General features: G+C 61.6%; 22 protein-coding genes. 19 read left to right on the top strand and 3 right to left on the bottom strand.

From position 1 onward, the window contains the following. Positions 1–15: 15 nt before the first annotated feature. The 3 genes from G3256_RS06945 (at position 16) to purL (ending at position 4,346) form a co-directional block, all read left to right on the top strand. Entirely contained in the window at positions 16–924 is a 909-nt protein-coding gene (locus G3256_RS06945; RefSeq protein ID WP_169640124.1) for a LysR family transcriptional regulator, read from the top strand. 472 nt (positions 925–1,396) lie between these two features. Next, complete coding sequence (locus tag G3256_RS06940) at positions 1,397–1,945, top strand: hypothetical protein (protein ID WP_169640123.1); 549 nt, start codon at positions 1,397–1,399, stop codon at positions 1,943–1,945. 241 nt (positions 1,946–2,186) lie between these two features. Further along, a complete protein-coding gene (purL, locus tag G3256_RS06935) occupies positions 2,187–4,346 on the top strand; it encodes a phosphoribosylformylglycinamidine synthase subunit PurL (protein WP_169640122.1) in 2,160 nt (719 codons plus the stop codon). 49 nt (positions 4,347–4,395) lie between these two features. Here purL and G3256_RS06930 read toward each other — a convergent pair whose 3' ends face one another. Together G3256_RS06930 and G3256_RS06925 are read right to left on the bottom strand one after the other, a co-directional pair. After that, on the bottom strand, positions 4,396–5,661 hold the full coding sequence (locus G3256_RS06930) for a vWA domain-containing protein (protein ID WP_169640121.1): 1,266 nt from the start codon (positions 5,659–5,661) through the stop codon (positions 4,396–4,398). 63 nt (positions 5,662–5,724) lie between these two features. Further along, complete coding sequence (locus tag G3256_RS06925) at positions 5,725–6,633, bottom strand: AAA family ATPase (protein WP_169640120.1); 909 nt, start codon at positions 6,631–6,633, stop codon at positions 5,725–5,727. Positions 6,634–6,914: 281 nt separating this feature from the next. Between G3256_RS06925 and G3256_RS06920 the strand changes: the two genes are divergently transcribed. From G3256_RS06920 to G3256_RS06905, 4 genes are all read left to right on the top strand, one after another. Then, the gene (locus tag G3256_RS06920) at positions 6,915–7,844 is read left to right on the top strand and encodes a phosphoadenosine phosphosulfate reductase (RefSeq protein WP_169640119.1); all 930 of its coding nucleotides are present in this window, start codon (positions 6,915–6,917) and stop codon (positions 7,842–7,844) included. A 38-nt stretch (positions 7,845–7,882) separates the two neighbouring features. Then, on the top strand, positions 7,883–8,917 hold the full coding sequence (gene pyrC, locus G3256_RS06915; RefSeq protein WP_169640118.1) for a dihydroorotase: 1,035 nt from the start codon (positions 7,883–7,885) through the stop codon (positions 8,915–8,917). 69 nt (positions 8,918–8,986) lie between these two features. Beyond that, positions 8,987–9,664, top strand: a complete 678-nt coding sequence (locus G3256_RS06910; RefSeq protein WP_169640117.1) for an orotate phosphoribosyltransferase — start codon at positions 8,987–8,989, stop codon at positions 9,662–9,664. 249 nt (positions 9,665–9,913) lie between these two features. Next, positions 9,914–11,407 carry a replicative DNA helicase gene (locus tag G3256_RS06905; RefSeq protein WP_169640116.1) on the top strand — a complete coding sequence of 498 codons (1,494 nt, stop codon included), beginning with the start codon at positions 9,914–9,916 and terminating at the stop codon, positions 11,405–11,407. Positions 11,408–11,739: 332 nt separating this feature from the next. Here G3256_RS06905 and G3256_RS06900 read toward each other — a convergent pair whose 3' ends face one another. Beyond that, positions 11,740–12,411, bottom strand: a complete 672-nt coding sequence (locus tag G3256_RS06900; RefSeq protein WP_169640115.1) for a hypothetical protein — start codon at positions 12,409–12,411, stop codon at positions 11,740–11,742. A gap of 56 nt (positions 12,412–12,467) precedes the next feature. Between G3256_RS06900 and G3256_RS06895 the strand changes: the two genes are divergently transcribed. The 12 genes from G3256_RS06895 to G3256_RS06840 all read left to right on the top strand — a co-directional run bounded on the left by G3256_RS06895 (position 12,468) and on the right by G3256_RS06840 (position 24,496). Then, positions 12,468–13,328, top strand: a complete 861-nt coding sequence (locus G3256_RS06895) for a DUF1194 domain-containing protein (protein ID WP_343044387.1) — start codon at positions 12,468–12,470, stop codon at positions 13,326–13,328. Positions 13,329–13,418: 90 nt separating this feature from the next. Continuing rightward, positions 13,419–14,453, top strand: a complete 1,035-nt coding sequence (gene alr / locus G3256_RS06890) for an alanine racemase (RefSeq protein WP_169640114.1) — start codon at positions 13,419–13,421, stop codon at positions 14,451–14,453. Continuing rightward, complete coding sequence (locus tag G3256_RS06885) at positions 14,450–15,223, top strand: MlaE family ABC transporter permease (RefSeq protein WP_206040800.1); 774 nt, start codon at positions 14,450–14,452, stop codon at positions 15,221–15,223. Before alr ends, G3256_RS06885 begins: the two co-directional genes overlap by 4 nt. Continuing rightward, positions 15,220–15,969: an ABC transporter ATP-binding protein gene (locus G3256_RS06880; RefSeq protein ID WP_169640113.1), complete on the top strand. Its 750-nt coding sequence runs from the start codon at positions 15,220–15,222 to the stop codon at positions 15,967–15,969. Before G3256_RS06885 ends, G3256_RS06880 begins: the two co-directional genes overlap by 4 nt. Positions 15,970–16,111: 142 nt before the next feature. Further along, positions 16,112–16,915, top strand: coding sequence for a response regulator (locus tag G3256_RS06875; protein ID WP_169640112.1), 804 nt, complete (start codon positions 16,112–16,114; stop codon positions 16,913–16,915). Between the two features lie 263 nt (positions 16,916–17,178). Then, complete coding sequence (gene radA / locus G3256_RS06870) at positions 17,179–18,540, top strand: DNA repair protein RadA (RefSeq protein WP_169642359.1); 1,362 nt, start codon at positions 17,179–17,181, stop codon at positions 18,538–18,540. Positions 18,541–18,567: 27 nt separating this feature from the next. Next, positions 18,568–19,122, top strand: coding sequence for a CvpA family protein (locus G3256_RS06865; protein WP_169640111.1), 555 nt, complete (start codon positions 18,568–18,570; stop codon positions 19,120–19,122). A gap of 258 nt (positions 19,123–19,380) precedes the next feature. Next, positions 19,381–20,865, top strand: a complete 1,485-nt coding sequence (purF, locus tag G3256_RS06860; RefSeq protein WP_169640110.1) for an amidophosphoribosyltransferase — start codon at positions 19,381–19,383, stop codon at positions 20,863–20,865. Between the two features lie 116 nt (positions 20,866–20,981). Beyond that, positions 20,982–21,632 (top strand): SDR family NAD(P)-dependent oxidoreductase, encoded by a 651-nt coding sequence (locus tag G3256_RS06855; RefSeq protein WP_169640109.1) that lies wholly within the window; start codon positions 20,982–20,984, stop codon positions 21,630–21,632. Positions 21,633–21,798: 166 nt separating this feature from the next. Next, positions 21,799–22,584: a 5'/3'-nucleotidase SurE gene (surE, locus tag G3256_RS06850; RefSeq protein WP_169640108.1), complete on the top strand. Its 786-nt coding sequence runs from the start codon at positions 21,799–21,801 to the stop codon at positions 22,582–22,584. A gap of 11 nt (positions 22,585–22,595) precedes the next feature. Beyond that, positions 22,596–23,225, top strand: a complete 630-nt coding sequence (locus G3256_RS06845) for a protein-L-isoaspartate(D-aspartate) O-methyltransferase (RefSeq protein ID WP_169642358.1) — start codon at positions 22,596–22,598, stop codon at positions 23,223–23,225. 71 nt (positions 23,226–23,296) lie between these two features. Next, the gene (locus G3256_RS06840; protein ID WP_169640107.1) at positions 23,297–24,496 is read left to right on the top strand and encodes a LysM peptidoglycan-binding domain-containing protein; all 1,200 of its coding nucleotides are present in this window, start codon (positions 23,297–23,299) and stop codon (positions 24,494–24,496) included. The last annotated feature ends 12 nt before the right edge of the window (positions 24,497–24,508 follow it).

The raw sequence follows: 24,508 nt of genomic DNA, 5'->3' as shown, positions 1-24,508 counted from the left end.
GACGGGGCACGCGGGATGGACTGGGACAAGCTGAGAATATTTCACGCGGTTGCGGACGCAGGATCGCTGACCCATGCGGGTGACAAGCTGAACCTGTCGCAGTCTGCGGTCAGCCGGCAGATCCGCGGGCTTGAGGAATCACTCAACGCCACGCTGTTCCACCGCCATGCGCGCGGACTCATTCTGACCGAACAGGGCGAGCTGCTGTTTGACGCAACCTCTGCGATGTCGCGCCGCCTTGATACAGCCTCCGCACGCATCCGCGACAGCGAGGAAGAAGTATTCGGCGAACTGCGCGTGACCACCACGACCGGTTTCGGCACGCTCTGGCTGGCCCCGCGCCTGCCGAAGCTCTATGAACAGTACCCTGATCTCAAGGTCGATCTGATGCTGGAGGAACGTGTGCTGGACCTGCCGATGCGCGAGGCAGATGTCGCCATCCGTATGAAAGAACCCAGCCAGGCCGATCTGATCCGCAAAAAGCTGATGATGATCAGGATGTGCCTCTATGCCACTCCCGATTACCTGGCCGATCACGCGCAGCCAACCGAGATTGAAGACATCGCCGACCACCGCCTGATCTGTCAGAGCACCAACAGCGATCAGGTTGGCGCGGGGCGCAATCTGGTTCAGCACCTGATGACCTATGACATCCGGTCACTGCTCAAGGTGAATAACTACTTCGGCGTGCTTCAGGGCGTGCTAAACAATCTGGGCATCGGTGTCCTGCCGGATTATGTGACACAGGATTTTCCTGACCTCGTGCAGGTGCTGCCAGATCTGGAATCGGCGGATGTACCGGTCTTTCTCGCCTACCCTGAAGAGCTGCGGCATTCCAAGCGGGTCTCCGCCTTTAAAGACTTCGTTCAGGAAGAGATTATCAGTTATCGCAGGCAGCTCAGAGAGAACAGAAAAGCTGACTGACCGATGAGCCATGCAGAAACTGCATAACGGCCATGAATGCGCGAGTTCAGAATCTGCCTTGATCGCAGGCAGAACGCACCCTATTTCACCAATTGAAGATGGCAGAGTTAGCGCTCTGCTCTTCAACCTCCCTGTTGGACTTGGCCGGGCCGCGTGCCCGGCCCTTTTTTTTGCGCATCGGCCGGAAGCAGTCCCTCGGCCTCATCTCTTTGCGCACTGAACGCTCAGCACCATGCAGACACACTTCGGTCAGGCGACGCAGCACAACCTGTAAGTGATCAGATTGTCGGCATTAATCTTTCCGCGTGCGCGCGCGATCGCACCGGAAGCCTTTCGGTTCCCGCCCTGAGACGATTTTACCGGCATCAGCCGCTCACAATCTGGTGAAAGAGAAAATGCATCTTTTCAGGAACATGTGGCCGGTGGGCGTGTTGTATTCCCGAACCCAATGAGAAACAAAAGGAGAGTTCACATGACACTCAAGACACTCATGACAACAACCGCCGCAGCCGCCCTTATCAGCACATCCGCTTTCGCCGCGAGCGACAGCGTGGAGCAGGCAGCGGAGAACGAAGAAATCGTAAAAACCGAAGAGGGTACGACCTTTGACGGTGAAGTTCTGGTCGACACCGACGCTGAGCTGCAGAACGCTGAAACAACCAACCGTCAGAACCCGCAGGCCATCGACCCTGTGTTTGACAAGGACGTAAGTGCCGAAACACTGGCCACTTTCCAGGCTATTGAAGGCACCAACGGGTCCGACGTGATGCTGGTCGACGGCCTGAAGCTGGGTACTCTGCTGGAAATGGATATCGACAACGCAGGTAAAGGCGAAATGACGATCGACATCTCCGACAGCGACAAGATCCTCGGCGACGAGCTGACCGTGACCACCGGTCCGGAAAACGTCATGATCTCAGGCGGCACAATCTTTATTGATGTCGATGCTGACGAACTTGCCAATCTGGCAGGTGGCGATCAGGGTGCCGACAACGGCCGTCAGACCGTGTACCTGAACTAAGCGCTTCGGCGCGCAGCCGCTCAGGCTGACAGGATCACAGCCGCTCTCCTCCGGGAGGGCGGCTTTTTTCGTGCGGTGCTGATCCGATGGCTTGCGGCATCCGGCTGCAACGGAACGAAGCGCACAAAAATACGCCTGTTTGCGACGCCCGGAACAGGGCCCGACACTCGCCCCTTCCCTGCAGGCGGTGACACCTGTAAGAGGTGCGCATCATCTGCCAGCCCGGGGGACATTTCGGCATATGCAAGAGCCAGCCATCACACCTGACCTGATCGCCAGCCACGGGCTCAGCCCCGAAGAATATCAGCGCATCCTGAAGATCACCGGACGCGAGCCCACCTTCACGGAGCTCGGTATTTTTTCGGCCATGTGGAACGAGCACTGCTCCTACAAATCCTCCAAAAAATGGCTGCGCACCCTGCCCACCACCGGCCCCCAGGTGATCTGCGGACCCGGCGAGAACGCAGGCGTGGTGGATATCGGTGACGGCCAGGCCGTGGTTTTCAAGATGGAAAGCCATAACCACCCCAGCTACATTGAGCCCTATCAGGGCGCCGCGACCGGCGTTGGCGGCATTCTGCGTGACGTTTTCACGATGGGCGCACGCCCGGTGGCCGCAATGAATTCCCTGAGTTTCGGCGCGCCCTCACATCCCAAAACCAAATCGCTCGTGAACGGCGTCGTTGAAGGCATCGGCGGCTATGGCAACTGTTTCGGCGTGCCCACCGTGGGGGGCGAGGTGCGGTTTGACCCTGCCTATAATGGCAACTGTCTGGTGAATGCTTTCGCCGCAGGTCTCGCGGATGCGGATAAGATCTTTTATTCGGCCGCCTCCGGCGTGGGCATGCCGGTGGTCTATCTGGGTGCCAAAACCGGGCGCGACGGCGTCGGCGGCGCCACCATGGCGTCCGCTGAATTTGACGACACCATCGAAGAAAAACGTCCCACTGTGCAGGTCGGTGATCCCTTTACCGAAAAGCGTCTGATGGAAGCGACACTGGAGCTCATGCAGACCGGTGCGGTGATCTCCATTCAGGATATGGGCGCTGCCGGTCTGACCTGCTCGGCGGTCGAAATGGGCGACAAGGGTAATCTCGGCGTGCGGCTCGATCTCGAAAAAGTGCCGGTGCGCGAAGAGGCCATGACCGCCTATGAGATGATGCTTTCCGAAAGCCAGGAGCGCATGCTCATGGTGCTGCGTCCGGAGCTTGAAGAAGCCGCCCGCGCGGTCTTTGACAAATGGGATCTCGATTTTGCCATTGTGGGTGAGACCATCGCAGAGGACCGCTTTCTGATCGTACTGAACGGCGAGGTCAAAGCCGATCTGCCGCTGAAAACACTCGCCGGCACCGCACCTGAATATGACCGCCCGTGGGAGGAATCCCCCGCCCCGGCTCCCCTTGAAGACGTGCCTTACGGCGATCCGGTCGAAGCACTGAAGGTCCTGATCTCCAGCCCGAATTACGCGGCAAAAGAATGGGTGTATTCGCAGTACGACACCATGGTCATGGCCGATACCATCCGCATCCCCGGCATCGGTGCGGGAATAATCCGGGTGCATGGCACAGACAAGGCGCTGGCTTTCACGTCGGATGTAACCCCCCGATATGTAAAGGCAAACCCCTTTGAGGGCGGCAAGCAGGCAGTGGCCGAGGCGTATCGCAATCTCAGCGCCACAGGGGCTAAACCGCTGGCCACGACCGACAATATGAATTTCGGTAATCCTGAAAAACCGCAGATCATGGGCCAGTTCGTCGGCGCGATCAAAGGCATCGGCGCGGCGGTCGAGGCGCTCGATATGCCCATCGTGTCGGGCAATGTGTCGCTTTATAATGAAACTGACGGTACGGGCATCCTGCCGACCCCGACCATCGGGGCTGTGGGGCTGATCGCGCATACCGACGATATTATCGGCTTTGATGTGGCCGCGGGCCACCTGGTGCTGGTTCTTGGCGCAACCACGGGGCATCTCGGACAGTCCGCGTGGCTTGCAGAAGTATGTGGCCGCGCCGAAGGCGACGCGCCCCGGGTCGATCTGGAACGCGAGGCCGCGCACGGCGATTTCATCCGCGCCAACCGGGCACGGATCAGCGCCTGCACGGATCTGTCGGACGGGGGTCTGGCGCTGGCCGCTTTTGAGATGGCCGAAACGGCAGGGGTCGGCGTAACCCTCGAAGCAGATGACATTCCCACGCTGTTTGGCGAAGACCAGGCGCGGTATCTGGTGGCCTGCACACCGGACCGGGCCGCGGCACTTAAAGAGGCAGCTCAAAGCGCCGGAGTGCACCTTGAAGAAGCAGGACGATTTGGCGGCGACGCCATCCGTTTTGGCAGCGTATCCGCACCGCTGAGCGGCCTGTCCGACATCTATCGCTCGGCGTTCCGCAAGGCAGTCTCTTAGGTTTGCAAAGCCCGGCGGACAGCTTTGCAAATTTAACTTGCAGGGCGCGTTACGCCTCCAGCATCTGCATCAGGCGGTCTTTTTCGCCGTGATCATCAGGGCGGGAGATCGCCAGCGCCAGATCTTCGAGTGACGCGATCGAATGACCCGCACGAAAGCTGTCCACATGCGGCAGCATCGCCGCAATGCCTTTCGCTTTCGGGGCGAAACCCTCCCACCTTAACAGAGGGTTGAGCCATATCAGCCGGCGCGAGGACAGGTGCAGCCGCTCCATCTGACGCGCCAGATGGTCCGGATCATCCCGGTCCAGCCCGTCCGTGATCACCAGCGTCACCGCCCCCTGCCCCATGACCCGCCGCGACCAGTTGCGGTTGAACTGTGCCAGGCAGTCACCGATACGTGTGCCACCTTCCCAGTCCTGCGCCTCAGCGCCGGCTGCAGCGAGGGCGGCATCCACATCCCGGTGCTTCAGATGCCGGGTGATGTTCGTCAGCCGCGTGCCGAAGGTAAAGGCATGTACCTTTGCCCAGCCCGCACCGCGTGCATTGGAAACCGCGTGCAGAAAATGCAGAACGATGCGGCTGTACTGGCTCATGGATCCGGAGATGTCGCAGAGCACCACAAGATTAGGCCACCGCGGACGCGGCCGTTGCAGCGCGATTTTGTGCATGTCGCCCCCCTGCCGCATGGCAAGGCGCAGGGTGCGGGCAGCATCGACCTTCGTGCCGCGAAGGCTCGCCTGCGCGCGTCGCGACATGATGGGTTTAACCGGCAGGTTCAGCTGCGCAATCATGCGTTTGGCCTGCGCGATCTCTGCCGTGCTCATCTGTTCAAAATCCAGACTGCGCAGCCGCTCCTGCCCGGACATTGTCTGGCTCGCGTCGATCCGGATTTCGAGTTCTTCCTCGTCAGGATCAGCATCCGGCATGTCGCGCTCCGGCGCCTCGGCCCCGTCAAGCAGAGCCTCTGCCGCGCGTTTCTCGGCAGACTGCGCGGAACGGTCCTCCTGCACCCCGCGCACCGCCGGGATCATCATCGACATCATATGTTCCAGGTACCGCGGGTCACGCCAGTAAAGCCGGAAAATCTGCGCAAAAACGATCCGGTGCTCGGGCCGGTTCACGAAACAGGCGTGCAGCGTCCAGTAAAAATCTCGCTTGTCCGTAAAGCCGGCAGCTTCAACCGCGCGGATGGCGTCAATAACCCGTCCCGGCCCGATGGCAATGCCCGCACGGCGCAACGCACGCGCAAAATGCGTGATGTTACCGGCAAGCTTCGGATCATCCGGCAATTCAAGCGGCAGGTATTCAGGCATCTGCCCGACCAGAACGCGAGCGCCCTTCGTACGCTCCCCCGGCGTGATCCGACGGAAATCGCATCAGGCAGGCTCAAGCGTGGCTTTGACGTTGTCCAGGATGCGTTTGGCCTCCGAGCCCTGCAGCTTCTGAATGTCGTCCTGGTATTTCAGGATGGCACCCAGAGTGTCGGCGATCACCTCCGGGCTGAGATTAATCACATCAAGGGCGAGCAGGCATTTGGCCCAGTCGATGGTTTCGGCCACCCCGGGTTTCTTGAAGAGATCCTCGGTGCGCAGCTGCTGGACAAAGGCCACCACCTCACGGCTGAGGTTCGCGGAAGCTTCGGGCGCCCGGGCGCGAAGGATCTCCATTTCGCGCTCGAAGCCGGGGTAATCCACCCAGTGATACAGGCAGCGGCGTTTGAGCGCATCATGCACCTCGCGGGTGCGGTTAGATGTCAGGATGACAATCGGCGGCTCAGGGGCGGCGATGGTCCCGAGCTCCGGGATCGTGACCTGAAAGTCGCTGAGCGCTTCGAGAAGAAACGCCTCAAAGGGCTCATCCGTACGGTCAAGCTCATCAATCAGCAGCACAGGTGCGCCTGCTGCATCCGGCCGCATGGCCTGCAAAAGCGGACGTTCGATCAGATATTCGTCGCTGAACAGCTCCTCCTGCAGGCCTGCCCTCGTGCTGCCTCCGGCGGCTTCGGCGGTGCGGATCGCCACCATCTGGGCGGCGAAATTCCACTCATAGACCGCGCTGGAGGCATCAAGCCCCTCATAGCACTGCAACCGGATCAGCCGCCGGCCCAGTCCGGTGGCGAGCGCGCGCGCGATCTCGGTTTTGCCCACCCCCGCCTCGCCCTCCAGAAACAGCGGACGCCCAAGGCTGAGCGACAAAAACACCACCGTGCCCAGCGCGCGGTCGCAGATATATCCCTGCTCAGACAGCATCTGCTGTACGGCGTCGATAGATGCGGGTCGGGTCATGCTGGCTCCTCCTGAGGTCCCGCGATTAACTGCACTGCTGCGCAGGCGCGTCAAGTTCTGATCCGCAGCGGCAACCGCAACCGGTGCCGACCGGCAGCCTCTGGGCATAGGCGGCACAAAGATGTAATGTCTCTGCTGCGGTTGGCGCGGGCACAGGCACCGGCACGGAGACAATCAGCGCACAGCTGCGTTTTTGTTTCCGCAATTTAGCCTTAAAGGGCCTGTATGAATGCGCCAGACGGTGTGAAGGCCGGAAATTCCGGTTCTGAAAGGATTCGGTGATGCCGGATGCGGCGACAGATTTCGGACCCTCCCTGAGGGATCTCAGCAAACCGGAATGGATTGCTGAGGTTGGCGATATTGTCGATGCGCGCGGCTGGATCAGACCTCTGGGTGCACGACATCTGGCGACCTTCATCGAAGACAACAGCACGCTTCTGGTGACCTTTGAGACGCTGCAGGGCATTCAGGCGCTCTCGCCGCTGGGCCATCCGCTTGGCTGGGATCTGGTGCGCGATCAGCGCTGGTCACATCTGGCCGTCATGAGCGACGGGGATACATGGTTTCGCGACGCAAAGGTGTATGAGCTTTTTGACAGGCTGGTTGATGAAGGCTTTTTCGACGGCTTTGACCGCGTGCTCTTCTTCGGCGCAGGCCCCGGCGGCTATGCGGCAGCGGCCTTTTCGGTGGCAGCCCCCGGCGCACGGGTCCTCGCCATTCAGCCCCAGGCGACCCTCGATCCCGCGATGACCGAATGGGACAACCGGTTCACCCATATGCGCCGCACCTGTTTCACAGACCGCTACGGTTATGCGCCCGATATGACAGAAGCCTGCGAGCGGGCCTTCATCCTCTTTGATCCGCGCGTGGCCGAGGACGCCATGCACGCCGCACTCTTTTCAACACCGGCGGTGACCCGACTTCGCATGCCCAATATGGGCGCTGCCCTGCAGACCGATCTTCTGCAGATGGGGCTGCTGACCGATCTCATCGAACTTGCCGGCAAAGGCATGCTGACCCCGCGGGTCTTTCATGCAATGGCGCGGGCCCGGCGGGATCACCTGCCCTACCTGCGTCGTCTGCTCAGCCGGCTTGACGCTGATGACCGGGAACCACTTGCCCGCCGGCTTTGCGCCAATGTGGCGGCCCGGCTGCACGCGCCGCGGTTTGCGCGCCGCCTGGAGGCCCTGCACGACCCGGCAGCGGAGTGATACTGGCGCTGCCCGCGCGGCTGTGCTAGCGCAGGGCCATGACACGAACACTGACGATCCGCCGCCCTGACGACTGGCACCTGCACCTGCGCGACGGCGCCATGCTGCGTGCCGTCCTGCCGGAAACCGCCCGCCATTTTGCCCGCGCCATCATCATGCCCAATCTGGTCCCGCCCGTTGTCACCGGCGCCCAGGCCAAAGCTTACCGCGACCGGATAATTGCAGCCCTGCCGGAAGGCTCAGACTTCACGCCCCTGATGACGCTCTATCTGACCGAAGATACCGACCCCGATGACGTGGCAGCAGCGCAGGCAGAGGGCCTCGTGCACGCGGTCAAGCTCTACCCCGCCGGCGCCACCACCAATTCAGCCAGCGGAGTGAGTAATTTCGACCGCGTCCGTCCGGTGCTCGAACGCATGGCCGAAACCGGCCTGCCGCTCTGCGTACACGGAGAGGTCACAGATCCCGACATCGATATCTTCGACCGCGAGGCCGTCTTCATTGACCGCGTTCTCGACCCGATCCGCCGGGCAACCCCCGGCCTGCGGGTTGTGATGGAACATATCACCACATCCGACGCCGTGGCCTATGCCCGTACTCAGGGGGATGATCTGGCGGCGACGATCACCACACACCACCTGGTGATCAACCGCAACCATATCCTCGCAGGTGGCATCCGGCCGCATTACTACTGCCTGCCTGTGGCCAAACGCGAAACCCACCGGCTTGCCCTGCGCGAGGCTGCCACCTCCGGCGAGCCCCGCTTCTTTCTGGGCACCGACAGTGCGCCGCATACGGACGCCGGCAAACTGCAGCCCTGCGGATGCGCGGGCTGTTTCACCGCCACCAACACGATGTCCGTGCTGGCCCGGGTCTTCGAGGAGGACGGCGCTCTCGATCGCCTCGAAGCCTTCACCTCACGGAACGGCCCCGCCTTCTACCGCCTGCCGGTGAACGAAACCACCCTGACGCTGGTAAAATCTACGCCCGACTACCCCGACCAGATCGATACCGACGACGGCCCCGTGACCGTCTTTGACCCCGGCACCCCGCTCACCTGGTCTGTGACCTGACCTTCTCTGGCTCTTAAATATCCCCGCCGGAGGCATAAAACTCTTTAATCCACCCGCAAGGAGCTCCGCATGATCCCCTCCGGCTATCCCGATGCCACCGAAATGGCCCGCCTCACCGCGCGTATGCTGCTCGAGATCAAAGCGGTCCATTTCAACACCGCAGAGCCCTTCACACTGGCCTCCGGTCTGCCCAGCCCGACCTACATCGACTGCCGCAAGCTGATCAGCTATCCGCGGATCCGCTCGACGCTGATGGATTTCCTGACCGTGACGGTGATGCGCAACACCGGCTTTGAAGCCTTTGATAACATCGCCGGCGGCGAGACGGCGGGCATCCCCTTTGCCGCCCTTGTGGCAGACCGCATGGCCCTGCCCATGACCTACGTGCGCAAAAAACCCAAAGGCTACGGCCGCAACGCCCGCATCGAGGGCGACATGCACGAAGGACAACGCGTGCTGCTGGTCGAAGACCTGACGACCGACGGCGGCTCCAAGCTGTCTTTCGTTGACGCAATCCGCGAAACGGGTGCCACCTGCGCCCATACCGCGGTGATTTTCTATTACGATATCTTCCCGGAAACCGAGAAAACTCTCGGCGATCACGGCGTCTCCCTGCACGCACTCTGCACATGGTGGGACGTTCTTGCCGAAGCGCAGACACAGTCGCTTTTCGATGACGCCACACTCGCCGAAGTGGAGAATTTCCTGCACGATCCGCGTAAGTGGCAAGAGGCAAACAAGAAATAAAACTTAACCACATCGCCGTGAATAACATGGCGCAGAATCGCCGCTGGCAATCCAGATGTTGCGGCAGTTCACACTTATGCTACATTATGTGCCAGGCGAATTGGGTTAATTGGTTATACACAGTTTTCTCCCGCGTCTTTTCCCCTGAGATTTCCAGATAGGGGCGCGCGCGGATTTTATGTATGACTGACCGGACCGGTGACACAGACGCGCCGGACCAGAGCAGCAGATGCGCAGGCAGGGACAGAGATGAACGAAATAACGGCCTTCAATCCGACCGGGACAGATGTGCAGTCGCCGGAAACCATGCCCCATTCGATTGAGGCAGAGCAGCAGCTGCTCGGCGCGATCCTGACGAATAACGACATCTATGACCGGGTCGCGGCGCTGATCGGACAGCAGCACTTTTTCGAGCCCGTTCATGCACGCATCTTCGAGATCGCCGCCGCGCGTATCGCTAAAAACAACCTCGCCTCGCCGGTGACGCTCAAAGCGTTCATGGAAGATGACGAAGGTCTGAAAGAACTCGGCGGTCCCTCCTATCTTGCCCGTCTTGCCGGTGCCGCCGTTTCGGCCTTTGCCGTGCGCGATTATGCCAAAATGATTTATGATCTGTCGGTGCGCCGCGATCTCATCCGGCTGGGTCGCGAAATCTCCGACAAAGCCGCGAAAATTGACGTGGCCTCTGAGCCGCGCGAGCAGATCGTGGAGGCCGAACAGGCCCTTTACGGACTTGCCGAACAGGGCCAGACCGAAAGTGGTTTCCAGAGCTTCCTGCGCGCCGTCACCGATGCGGTCAATGTGGCCAACGCCGCCTATCAGCGTGACGGCGGCCTCGCAGGCCTCTCTACCGGTCTGATCGATATGGATAAAAAGCTGGGCGGGCTGCACCGCTCGGATCTTCTGATCCTCGCGGGGCGGCCCTCGATGGGCAAGACCTCGCTGGCCACCAACATCGCTTTCAACATCGCCAAAGCCTACAGACGCGGAGCCCTGCCCGACGGCAGCGAAGGCGCCATCGACGGTGGTGTCGTAGGTTTTTATTCTCTTGAGATGAGTGCCGAGCAGCTCGCCGCGCGGATTCTGTCAGAAGCATCAGAAGTGCCATCAGAACAGATCCGTCGCGGCGATATGACCGAAGCAGAATTCCGCCGTTTCGTGGATGCGGCCAAGGCACTTGAGGCCTGTCCGCTCTATATTGATGATACGCCCGCGCTGCCCATCGCGCAGCTTGCCGCCCGTGCGCGCCGGCTGAAACGGACCCACGGGCTGGATGTGCTGATGGTTGACTACCTGCAGCTTGTCCGCGGCACCGGCCGGTCGGAAAACCGGGTGAACGAGATCTCTGAGATCACTATGGGGCTGAAAGCGATCGCCAAAGAGCTCGACATCCCCGTCGTGGCCCTCAGCCAGCTCTCGCGCCAGGTCGAAAACCGCGAAGACAAACGCCCGCAGCTCAGCGATCTGCGCGAGTCGGGCTCTATTGAGCAGGACGCCGATGTGGTGATGTTCGTTTTCCGCGAGGAATATTACAAAGAGCGCGAGAAACCCGGCGACCATGATCTCGAAGCCATGGCAAAATGGCAGGAAGAGATGGAGCGTCTGCACGGCCGCGCCGAGGTTGTGATCGGCAAACAGCGACACGGCCCCATCGGCACCGTCGATCTCAGCTTTGAGGGCCGCTTCACCCGCTTCGGCAACCTCGTGCAGCCCTGGCAGCAGGGGTCTGACACCGAATTCTGACACCGGATTCCGACTGCGACCGCCTGCGATCCCCAACGCTCTCCCGCCCCGGCCCTTCACTTGATATTAAGGGCTCAGACCGCTATATATAGTGCAGGCGGAACCCGTTCGGACAAGGCGGGGCTGTCTGAAGAGCAGCAGACCCGTGAAACAGACTGTTTGCAAAACGTGCGGTGATTTGAGATTGCCGCCTGCGCCGGACAGCCTATAATCTGAGCGTCGGCATTGCCGGGCAATGAGAGGTGAATATGACAGGACCCGATCCGATCATCATCTGATGACTGATATCCAACACTCCGAAAAACCTGAAGCGCCCACCCGCCAGGTGGGCGTCAGTTTTCAGAACCGGGCACAGCGGCACTGTCCCCGGATACCGCCTCCGGGTCCGCGAACTTGCCCGCCCGGATTTCAATCCGGCTGGGCTGGCCGCCATCGTCGCCGCGGTCGAACCGGCTGAGCGACAGCGCCGGAAAATCCTGCTCCATCTGGCTTAAGAGCTCCGAGCCATAGCGATGCGCCATGCGCGATGTGCGCACGATGACCATCACACCGTTCAGCCTGCCTTCGACGCTCAGCGTCTGATAACTTGGGTAATTGACGCCGTCGATCTGCACTTTGATCTTTTCCAGCATGCCATAGAAATGCACCATCCGGCTGAGAATAGGATCGGTGACACCATGCAGTTCCGCAAGACGCGTGCGGTAAATTTCCGTGTGCCGGGCATCGGTGATATGCGGCACCAGCGACGGATTGGCCGTCATCTTGTCGCGCAGTTGCGGCTCACCCGGGGATTTCGACAGAAACCATTCCATGTCACGGGTATTGAAGTCTATTTCAGCATATAGTGCACGCACCAGGTTGTTACGTTTCGCCCTGGCATCGCGCGTTGCCTTCCATCCCAGATAAATTTCCCGGATCATCCAGACGGCCACAGCTGCCGCAAAGGCCAGAACAGCGCGCATCAGAATAACCTGTTCGGGCGCCAGTGCGGCATCTGCATCCATAGCGCGGCTCCCTTCTGCTCACATTTCACCCAGACATCGCACCGAAACCAAAGTCAATGCCGCTCACCCGCCCGCTGCACCTGAATGTGACTGGACAGAGCCCCGCGCCTCTGTCGCTATGGGGTATGCGCGCGCTCCTGTTCTTACTGATCCTGTTCCTGACCGGCCCGCTGGCCGCACAGGATACCGAAGTGGATGTCGAGCTTTTTCTGGCCGTCGATGTCTCGCGCTCCATGTCCCCCGATGAGCTGGAAATTCAGCGTCAGGGCTACGCCGCGGCCCTTACCAGCGCAGAGGTGCAGGCTGCCATCAGCGGCGGTCTGCTGGGGCGCATCGCGATTACCTATGTGGAATGGGCAGGTGAATATAACCAGCGGGTGCTGGTCCCCTGGACGCTGATCGCCACCCCGCAGGATGCGCGCGCCGTCGCGGATACGATCCTCGCGACTGACCGCGAAGGGCTGCGGCGCACCTCTATTTCGGGCGCTCTGATCTATGCCACCGGCGATTTTGCCGGGAACGGGTTCACGGGTCTGCGCAGGGTCATCGATGTCTCGGGCGACGGGCCCAACAACCAGGGCCGCCCCGTGCATCTGGCGCGCGACAAGGCGCTGGCGGAGGGGTTTATCATCAACGGCCTGCCGCTGATGACCCAGGATGCTCTGAGCGCGATGTGGGGCATTCCCGATCTCGACATCTATTACCAGAGCTGCGTGATCGGCGGCCCGGGCGCTTTCGTCATTCCGGTTCTCAGCTGGGACCAGTTCGCCGATGCGGTACGCCGCAAGCTCGTGCTGGAAATCGCCGGAATGCCGGCACGGATCATTCAGGCCCGGACGAGCACGCTTTCCCCCTATGACTGCCTCGTTGGCGAGAAAATGTGGGAAGAAAACCGGCCCTGGCTCGTCATTCCGTGAGCCGCCTCTGCCAGGGGCCGCCCTGCGCCATCCGTGCGGCCTGGCCATCCGCCTCTTGACCTCTGCGCTCAACCCGTCAAGAACACGCCCATGAGTACCGCTGTCCTTACCGTTGACCTTGGCGCGATCGTCTCCAACTGGCGCGATCTTGATGCGCGCACGGATTGTGAGACCGCCGCCTGTGTCAAAGCAGACGGCTACGGGCTTGGCGTCGTCGAGGTCGCGCGCGCGCTCGCCGGCGCCGGGGCGCGCCATTTCTTTGTCGCGGTGGCCGAAGAAGGCGTGCTTTTGCGCAAAGCCCTTGGCCCCGCCCCGCGCATCAGCGTCTTTTCCGGACACATGGCCGGCGATACAGAGCTGATCCGGGGCGCGGGGCTGGTGCCGGTCCTCAATTCGGTCGATCAGATGCTGCGCCACGTGGAAAGCCTCCCCGGACACAGCTTTGGTATTCAGCTTGATACCGGCATGAACCGTCTGGGCATGGAGGGTGCCGAATGGGCCGCGGTGCGCGATATTGCCCTGCCCCAGAACCCGACGCTGGTCATGTCCCATCTTGCCTGCGCCGACGCGCCCGATCACGAGATGAACGCCCGCCAGCTTGCACGCTTTCACGAGATGACCGACGGGCTGGATGTGCCGCGCTCGCTCAGTGCGACAGGCGGCATCCTGCTGGGCCCGGAGTATCACTTTGATCTCACCCGCCCCGGCATCGGCCTTTACGGCGGCATACCCTTTGTCGATGCCCGCCCGGTCGTTCGCCTTGACGTGCCGGTTATTCAGGTGCGCGATGTAAGCCCCGGCGAAACCGTGGGCTATGCCAACACATGGACAGCCCGCAGCCCGAGCCGCATCGCCACGATCTCCGCGGGCTACGCAGACGGTGTGATCCGTGCGATGGGCGCAAAAGCGACCCTGCATGCAGGCAGCTCGTCGGTGCCGGTGGTCGGACGCATCTCCATGGATCTCATCGGGGTAGATGTCACAGGGCTCGCAACTGAGCCCGACAGCCTGCAACTCATCGGCCGGCACCAGTCCATAGACACTGTCGCCGGTTTCGCCGATACCCTTGGCTACGAAATCCTGACCTCCCTGGGGGCGCGCTACCGCCGCGAATACACCCGATGAAAGCAATCGCTCTTCTGGGCCGCACCGTTCTGGGGCTGCTGGCCGCCATTGGCCGCATCGCGCTCTATGGCATCGACGCGATCAGCCATATGGTCCGCCCGCCCTTTTACGGTCGCGAGTTTGCCTCTGCGCTGCTGAATATCGGCTGGCTGTCGCTGCCCGTCGTCGGGCTCACCGCGGTCTTTACCGGCGGCGCGCTGGCGCTGCAGATCTATGCCGGCGGGTCGCGTTTCAACGCCGAGGCCGTGGTGCCGCAGATCGTGGCCGTCGGCATGGTGCGAGAGCTTGGCCCGGTGCTCGTGGGTCTGATGATCGCCGCACGCGTGACCTCCTCGATTGCCGCCGAAATCGCCACGATGAAGGTCACCGAACAGATCGACGCGCTGGTCACGCTCTCCACACATCCGATGAAATACCTCACCGTACCGCGCGTGCTTGCCGCAACGCTTGTCGTGCCGCTGCTGGTGGGTGTGGGCGACATCATCGGGATCTTTGGCGGCTATGCGGTCGCCACCGGAACGCTCGGGTTCAACCCCGCGGCCTATATCCGCAACACGGTCAACTTTCTTGAGCCGCTTGATGTCATTTCCTCGCTGACCAAGGGTGCTGTTTTCGGCTTTGCCGCGGCCCTCATGGGCTGTTTTCACGGAATGAACTCGGGGCGCGGCGCCATGGGTGTGGGCCGCGCGACCAAAACCGCCGTTGAGGGGGCCGCAATCCTGATCCTGGCGGCGAATTTCGTGCTGACGGGGGTGTTTTTCTCACTATGATCAGAATGGAAAACATCCATAAATCCTTCGGCTCGAACCACGTTCTGCGCGGTCTGAACCTCGACGTGCCCAAAGGCTCTTCCATGGTGATCATCGGCGGATCAGGCACCGGCAAGTCGATCGCGATCAAATGCGTGCTTGGCCTTGTGAAACAGGACGAAGGCACCATTTACGTCGATGGAAAGGACGCGGCGGACACCACCGACCGGGACGCTTTTCTTGCCCGCTTCGGCATGCTCTTTCAGGGGGCCGCCCTCTTTGACAGCCTGCCGGTCTGGCAGAACGTGGCCTTTCGTCTGCTGCGCGGATCGCTCAAGCGCCCGAAAGAAGAGGCGCGGGAAATTGCCATTGAAAAGCTGCGCCGCGTCGGGTTGAAACCGGATGTGGCCGACCGTCTGCCGGCAGAGCTGTCAGGCGGCATGCAAAAACGCGTGGGCCTCGCCCGCGCCATCGCCGCCGAGCCCGAGATCATCTTTTTCGACGAGCCCACAACCGGGCTCGATCCGATTATGTCCGGCGTGATCAACGACCTCATCCGCGAGATTGTCGTTGAAATGGGCGCAACCGCGATGACCATCACCCATGACATGACCTCTGTGCGCGCCATCGCCGATAATATCGCCATGCTGCACGACGGCGTCATCCAGTGGACGGGCCCCGTCGCTGACATGGACAACTCGGGCAACCCCTATCTCGAGCAGTTTGTACATGGCCGTGCCGAAGGCCCCATTGAGGCCGTCCGCTGAGGCTGTCCTCTGACAGATCGCGCTGAATTTAATGAAATCTTTGCAAAAACCGATGGATGACGGTCGGAGAAACTAACGCATCATTAAGGCTGCGCAGGCTATGCCGGACCCGTAAAGAACCCCCATGGCATGGAGACACCCTGTGGCCCAACCTGCTCTGCAGACCAGTCCCGGACTGATCAGCGCGCTGATCGTTGATGACAATGCCTTTGACCGGCGTCGCCTGACGCGGCTCGCCGATCAGACAGGACTGGACTTTTTCATCCGGGAGGCCGGGACGGCAGAAGAATTCGGCCGGCTGCTTGATCAGGACAAATTCGACGTGATTTTCGTCGATCTGGATCTGGCCGGCGCAAGTGGCATGAACCTGATCTCCGGTGCCCGTATGCACAGTATCAACAAGAACGCCGCGATGATCATGATCTCGGGCAATGATAAGGCCGAAGTCGCCCTTGAGGCGCTGCGCAAAGGCTTCGCGGATTACATCGGAAAAGAGACCCTGACCGCCGCGGCTCTGGAACGGGCAACCGTCAACGCTCTGCAGAAATCCCACCTCAACCGTGAGGTTGAAAGCGCCAATTCCGAGACCCGGTCGGTCGAGGCCGTGCTGCAGTCTTTTTCACGCGCCTGCAGCGAGGAAATGCGCCCGATGCTCGTCCGGATGGTCCGCCAGGTCCGCCAGGTCAAAGAGGCCGCCGACAAAATGGGCGCCGGACACAACATCGCCGAAATCGAAAGCACCTGCGCGCGCATGGAGGAGTTTTTCCAGGACCTAGAGTCGCTTGCAAAGGACAAGAAGCTGCGCGACGTCGCAGGCGGCACAACACAGGATGTTGTCCGCTATTCGGAAGAACCCTCAGAGCCGCAGGCGCAGGCACCCGTGGCGCCGGTGCGCGTGAAACGTCCCGCCCGGCCGGGCCGCCCCTCGTTATTTCCCAAAAAGTAACTGCCGGCCTGCCACGATAACGGTCTCTTAACGAAGAGCCACGCGCGGTCTGTTAACCCCGCTCCGCGTGCACGACCGGTGCACACATCGTGCACACGCCGTGCACGGGCGGTGTATGGCCCGATGCCCTTGTTTTCATGCGTTAACCCGCATGATCACCTCGCTACCCCGGAAACCGGCAGCGACCGTTGCCTGGCGCGTCCGGACGCAGGGACACCTATTTGACGTTTGACCCGGTCGCCGGTTCGGGCCATGTAAAGCGCATGGCAAAATCCCCCTCCTTTTCCTGCTCCGCCTGCGGCAATGTCACGACCAAATGGGCCGGGCGCTGCGAGGCCTGCGGCGAGTGGAACACCATCTCTCAGGACGCAGGCATCTCCAAAGGCCCCGCGAAATCGCTGGGCGGCAAACGCGGCGCCGCGATCGAACTCACCGATCTTTCCACCGAAGAGGCACCGCCCCCGCGCACGAACTCCGGCATCACCGAACTCGACCGGGTACTTGGTGGCGGGCTTGTGGCGGCTTCGGCAATTCTGGTCGGGGGCGACCCGGGCATCGGCAAATCCACACTGCTCCTTCAGGCGGCAGCACAGTTTGCCCGCAGTGGCCTGAAAACAATATATGTTTCCGGCGAAGAGGCCTCCGCTCAGGTCCGCATGCGCGCGCGACGCCTCGGCCTTGCCGACGCACCGGTGAAACTTGCAGCTGAAACCAGCCTGCGCGATATCCTGACCACGCTCGAAACTGAAAAGCCGCAGCTGGCGATTATTGATTCCATCCAGACCATGTGGGCCGATAATGTCGAAAGCGCTCCGGGCTCCGTGAGCCAGGTCCGTGCGGCCGCCCACGAGCTTACCAGTTTTGCCAAACGCCGCGGGCTCAGCGTAATTCTCGTCGGACATGTGACAAAAGAGGGACAGATCGCCGGACCCCGCGTGGTCGAGCATATGGTCGATACCGTTCTTTATTTTGAAGGCGAGCGCGGGCATCAGTTCCGCATCCTGCGCGCTGTGAAAAACCGCTTTGGTCCTGCCGATGAGATCGGTGTGTTTGAGATGACCGGCACCGGGCTTGCCGAGGTCGGCAACCCCTCAGCCCTTTTCCTGAGCGAACGCGGCACCCCGAGCCCTGGTTCTGTGGTTTTTGCGGGCGTAGAAGGGACCCGCCCGGTTCTCGTTGAATTTCAGGCACTTGTCGCCCCGTCGCCACACTCTCAGGCCCGCCGTACGGTTGTTGGCTGGGACGGTGGTCGCCTTGCGATGATCCTGGCGGTGCTCGAGGCGCGCTGCGGCATCCCTTTTGCGGGCCTCGACGTCTATCTCAATGTGGCCGGCGGTCTGAAGGTCTCCGAACCCGCCGCGGATCTCGCTGTTGCCGCCGCCCTGCTGAGCGCGCGCGAGGATGCCGCTCTGCCCGCAGACACGGTGGTTTTCGGCGAAATCAGCCTCTCAGGCGCATTGCGCCCCGCAACACAGACCGAATTACGCCTTAAAGAGGCCCAGAAACTGGGGTTCAGTCGCGCCATCGCTGCAACAGGTGGCAAATCAGTTGGTGTGAATGGCATTGCCTTGAACACCATGTCTGATCTAACAGGTTTTGTGGGCGAGATATTCGGCGCGGGCTGAACGGGCAAATGAAAGGCTGTTAAGGCTATGGAAGGTTTCACGATTATTGATGGCGCTGTGGCGCTGGTCATCGTCGTTTCGGCGCTGCTGGCCTATGGGCGCGGTCTTGTGCGCGAACTGATGGCGATCGTCGGCTGGATCGCAGCGGCGATTCTCGGCTTCATGTTCGCGCCGCAGGTTGAACCGCTGGTGCGCGAACTGCCTGTCGTCGGTGAGTTTCTCGCCGACAGCTGCGAATTATCGGTCATTGGCGCCTTCGCTGCGGTATTTGCCGTCGCCCTCATCGTCGTATCGCTTTTCACACCCCTGTTTTCATCCGTCATACAGCGCTCTGCAATCGGCGGTGTGGATCAGGGACTTGGTTTTCTTTTCGGCGTGGTCCGCGGCGTGCTTCTGGTTGCCGTGGCCTTCTTTGTTTACGAAACCGTCGTCACCGGCGAGACTTATTCGGTCGTGGACGAAAGCCGCTCTGCGGTGGTCTTTGCTCAGATGGCTGACCAGATCGAAAACTCCGAGCCCGAACAGGCACTTGGCTGGATAACACAGCAATATGAAAGCCTCGTTGGCGCCTGCGGCAGCTGAACTGCATCCGCCGCACCGCAACCTGCGCACCAGCCCGCGATAACACCCTGCCACCGCGCTGCCGACCCGCCCGGCGGAACCGTCCCCGCAGGGACGACCGCGCTCCGGATACACCAGACACTGCGGGTATCTGCTGAAAACCGGTGCGACGTCGCGACATTCGGGCACTGCTTTACGATACTTTCGTGACACCCCTGCCCGGACGACCTACATAGGGGCGAAGCGCAACGGATTCGGAGCTGCCCCTTGTCCAGGATCATGCCCCCCGCCCATCCCTTCGACACGTCTTACCTGCGGGATATGGACGACGGCGACAAACTGAAGGAGGAGTGCGGCATCTTCGGCGTCATTGGCGTTGACGAGGCTGCAAACTTCGTGGCGCTCGGGCTGCATGCCCTGCAGCACCGCGGTCAGGAAGCCGGCGGCATCGTCAGCCATCATCCGGAACACGGATTTCAGTCGGCCCGCCGCTTTGGCTATGTGCGTGACAATTTCACCAGCCAGTCGGTGATGGAGACGCTGCAGGGTCCGCTGGCCATCGGCCACGTGCGCTATTCCACCACCGGCTCAAAAGGCCAGACAGCGATCCGCGATGTGCAGCCCTTTTTCGGCGAATTTGCCATGGGCGGTGCCGCGATTGCGCATAACGGCAATATCACAAATGCCAATGCTCTGCGGCGCGAACTCATTGAACGCGGCTCGATTTTCCAGAGCTCGTCAGACAGCGAATGCATTATCCATCTGATGGCCCGTTCGCTGCAGCGTACCATCCCCGAACGCATGGAAGACGCACTGCGCCGTGTCGAAGGGGCGTTTTCCATCGTCGCCATGACCCGCACCAAACTTATCGGCGTCCGAGACCCGCTGGGGGTGCGACCGCTCGTGCTGGGCCAGGTCGGCGACGGCTGGGTTCTGAGTTCCGAGACCTGCGCGCTGGATATCATCGGTGCGACCTTCATTCGTGAAATCGCCCCCGGCGAGATGGTTGTAATTACCGACAAGGGCGTGGAATCCCACTTTCCATTCCGCCCGCGCAAACCCCGTTTCTGCATCTTTGAGCACGTCTATTTCTCGCGCCCCGACAGCATTCTCGGCGGGCGTTCCGTCTATGAAACCCGCGAAGCCATCGGACGTGAACTGGCCGCAGAGGCGCCGGTGGACGCCGATCTCGTCTGCCCGGTGCCGGATTCGGGCACGCCGGCCGCCATCGGCTACAGCCTGGCCTCCGGTATTCCCTATGCGATGGGCATCATCCGCAACCAGTACATGGGCCGCACTTTCATCGAGCCCACCGAACAGATCCGCAACATGGGTGTGCGCCTGAAACTCAACGTCAATCGTGCGCTGATCGAAGGTAAACGGGTGATCCTGGTAGACGATTCCGTGGTGCGCGGCACCACAAGCCGCAAAATCAAGGAGATGATCCTCGATGCCGGTGCCGCCGAGGTGCATTTCCGTATTGCCTCCCCGCCCACCGCCTGGCCGTGCTTTTACGGCGTGGACACACCCCAGCGCGAAAAGCTGCTGGCCGCGACCATGTCCGAAGAAGAAATGCGTGATCATCTTCAGGTGGACAGCCTGCGGTTTATTTCGCTCGACGGTCTCTACCGCGCGGTCGGCGAAGCACAGGGCCGCAATGACAAACAGCCGCAGTATTGTGATGCCTGTTTCTCCGGCGAATATCCCGTTGAACCCTCCGATCAGATCGAGAGTGGTTTTGAAATGAAACCTGCCGCCGAATAGCACATGTTGCGGTGCGGTGACCCGGCAGAGATGCGTTCCGCCTGCACCGGCGCACCTGCACATCAGCGCTGTCAGACCCGCACCCCCGGCCCCTCTCCTGCCCCGAAAGACCATACGTGACAAAAACCGCTCTCATCACCGGCGCCTCCCGCGGGCTTGGCGCCGCCCTTGCCGAAGCGCTGGCCGGCACCCACCACATCATCGCGGTTGCAAAAACCACCGGCGCGCTGGAAGACCTGGATGACCGCATTCAGGCAAAGGGCGGCAGCGCCACACTTGCCCCGATGGACATCACAAACGCCGATGCGATGGCCACGCTTTGCCGGGGCATCTTTGACCGCTGGGGCAGTCTTGATCTGTGGCTTCATACGGCCGTGCACGCAGCCCCGCTGGCGCCCGCGGATCATGTGGACAGCAAAGACCTTGCGAAATCGGTCAACAGCAATATCACCGCCACTGCCACGCTGATCACCTGCGTGGCCCCGCTTCTCGGACAGGCCGGCACAGCCGTTTTCTTTGATGATCCGCGCGGCGGCGAGAAGTTCTTCGGAAGCTACGGTGCGAGCAAAGCTGCACAGATTGCCCTTGCACGCAGCTGGCAGGCCGAAACCGCGAGGATCGGGCCCCATGTGCACATCCTGACACCCGCACCGATGCCCACCGCCACACGCGCGCGCTTTTACCCGGGCGAGGACCGCAGCGCCCTGAGTGACCCGAAAACAGAAGCCACCCGCCTGCTCGCCCTTCTCGGCGAGGCTGGCGGCTGAGCACAGGGCAGAACTGCTTCCGGCTGAAAACCCGAAGCTGCGCGCCAACCGTACCCGCTCATCAACCGGGCGATGCCGCAACAGGTGTCATAAATACCGCGCTCACCGGGCGGCCCTGCTTGCCGCCCCAGGCACCCTCGCCTATCAAGTGCCAAAAGGGGGCCTCATGCGCATTCTCATAACCAATGACGACGGGATCAACGCCCCGGGCCTGAAGATCCTGTCACAGATCGCGGCAGAGATTGCAGGCCCTGACGGCGAGGTCTGGACCGTGGCACCTGCGTTCGAGCAATCCGGCGTCGGTCACTGCATAAGCTACACCCATCCGATGATGATCGCGGAGATGGGCCCGCGCCGCTTTGCCGCCGAAGGCTCACCGGCCGACTGCGTGCTGGCCGGTCTGCACGATGTGATGAAAGACACCCCGCCCGATCTGGTGCTCTCAGGCGTGAACCGGGGCAACAACTCCGCGGAAAACACGCTTTATTCGGGCACCATCGGCGGTGCGATGGAAGCCGCGCTGCAGGGACTGCCGGCCATCGCCCTGTCGCAGTATTACGGGCCCGCCAACAATCAGATCGATAACCCTTTTGAGGCTGCCGCCAGCCACGGCGCCGGGGTCATCCGCAGGATCCTCGCGCAGACGCCGGATGAAACCGGCGGCTATCGCCTCTTTTATAACGTGAACTTCCCGCCCGTGCCCGCCGCCGATGTCAAAGGCATCCGCCTGTCCGTTCAGGGCATGCGCGAGGGCACCGTGTTTTCCACCGAGCCGCACCTGTCGCCTTCAGGCCGGCGTTTTTTGTGGATCCGCGGCGGCAATCAGCAGATCGCGACCGCTCCCGGCTCTGACGCAGCCGATAACCTTGACGGCTACGTGTCCGTGACGCCGATGCGGGCAGATCTTACAGCGCATGACGTCATGGAGGACCTGAAAGGCATCGCCACGTGACCGAGGAAGCCATGCGCAAAATGCAGTTTCTCTATGCACTGCGCTCCAAGGGTGTGACCGACAAACGCGTGCTTCAGGCGATGGAAACGATCGACCGCGGCCCGTTTATCCGCGGTATATTTTCAGCCCGCGCCTATGAAGACATGCCGCTGCCCATCGCCTGCGGCCAGACGATCAGCCAGCCTTCGGTGGTGGGTCTGATGACCCAGGCGCTCAAGGTCAGCCCGCGCGACAAAGTGCTCGAGGTCGGCACCGGCTCCGGCTACCAGGCCGCAGTGCTCAGCCGGCTGGCGCGTCGCGTCTACACCGTGGATCGCCACAGCCGTCTGGTGCGCGAAGCACGGGTGCTTTTTGATGAGATGAGCCTGACCAACATCACTGCCATCACCGCAGACGGCAGCTTTGGCCTGCCCGACCAGGCCCCCTTTGACCGCATTCTCGTCACTGCCGCCGCCGAAGACCCTCCCGGCACCCTGATGGAGCAGCTCAAACCGGGCGGTATCATGGTCGTGCCCGTGGGCCAGTCCGACGCGGTTCAGCACCTGATTGTGGTGAAAAAGACGGAAACCGGCGTGGAATATGACGAGTTGCGCGAGGTTCGCTTTGTTCCGTTGCTCGAAGGCTTGGGCAAGGACACATAAGCTGCTATAAGGGCGTCAGAACAGCCGGGCAAACCGGCAGGCGCCTTACCGGCCACTTTGAGGACAAGCAGATGATCCGACCCATACCGCGCCGCCGGGCGCGCATTGCGCTCACAGCCACCACCGCTCTTGTGCTGCTCGCAGCCTGTGAACAGATCGATTATGATCTGCGGGGCGGGCTCGGCCAGACAAGCACCGCAGAGGCCGCCGCCGGCGTGCAGACCGCCGCTCGTCCGGCCCCCGATGCCCGTGGTGTGATCTCTTATCCCAACTATCAGGTCGCGGTGGCCGCCCGCGATGACACGATCAACGACATTGCCTCACGGCTTGGTGTCGATGCCTCGCAGCTTGCCAGCTATAACGGCATCTCGCGCGATGTGCCGCTGCGCCAGGGCGAGGTTATTGCCCTGCCGACGCGCGTGGCTGTGCTGTCCTCTGCTCCGGGTGCCACAGGCCAGGCCGGTGGTGTGGACATCGGCGCTCTTGCAGGCGATGCGATCAACCGTGCACCGGCGGGCAACACCGGCTCCGGCGGTGTGCAGACGGCAGCACTGCCCCCTGCTTCGGGAACCGCAGCACCACCCGCATCATCCGGCAAAGAGCCCGTCCGCCACAAGGTCGAGCGCGGAGAGACCGCCTTCACGATTTCGCGGCTTTATCAGGTACCGGTAAAATCGCTGGCCGAGTGGAACGGTCTCGGACCTGATTTCGCGATCCGCGAAGGACAGTATCTGCTGATCCCGGTCGCGCGCCAGGCACCACCCGCAAGCGCCGCCGCAGCCGTCACCCGCCCTGGCGAGGGCTCCCCGACCCCAACACCGCCGAGCGCCACCAAACCTCTGCCGCCTGCAGCCTCCGCTGCGCCTGTCGCCGCGGCCCCGAAAGTGGACGTGGGCGAGCAGACGATCAGCACCGATGAAGCGCGCATGCTCTTTCCGGTCAAGGGCACGATCATTCGTGGGTTCTCCAAAGACAAAAACCCCGGCATCAATATCCAGGCCGCCCCCGGCACCGCTGTGAAAGCCGCTGAAGGCGGGGTTGTCGGCTCCATTCTCGTGGATACCGACGGCGTACCGATCATCGTGCTCCGCCACGAACCGCAGTTGCTGACCGCCTATGTCAATGTGGTTGATTACACGGTGAAAAAAGGCGACCGCGTCACCCGCGGACAGACCATCGGCAAGCTGAGTGATGACAAAAATGCCTATTTGCATTTCGAGGTGATTGAAGGCGGGCTGGAGCGCGTGGATCCGATGCTCTATCTGAAGTAACCCGGGCCCGAT

Source organism: Roseobacter ponti (assembly GCF_012932215.1).
GTDB classification, from domain to species: Bacteria; Pseudomonadota; Alphaproteobacteria; order Rhodobacterales; family Rhodobacteraceae; genus Roseobacter; species Roseobacter ponti.
The sequence above is the reverse complement of the archived record's forward strand: the minus strand, read 5'-3'. Positions and strand labels throughout refer to the sequence as shown.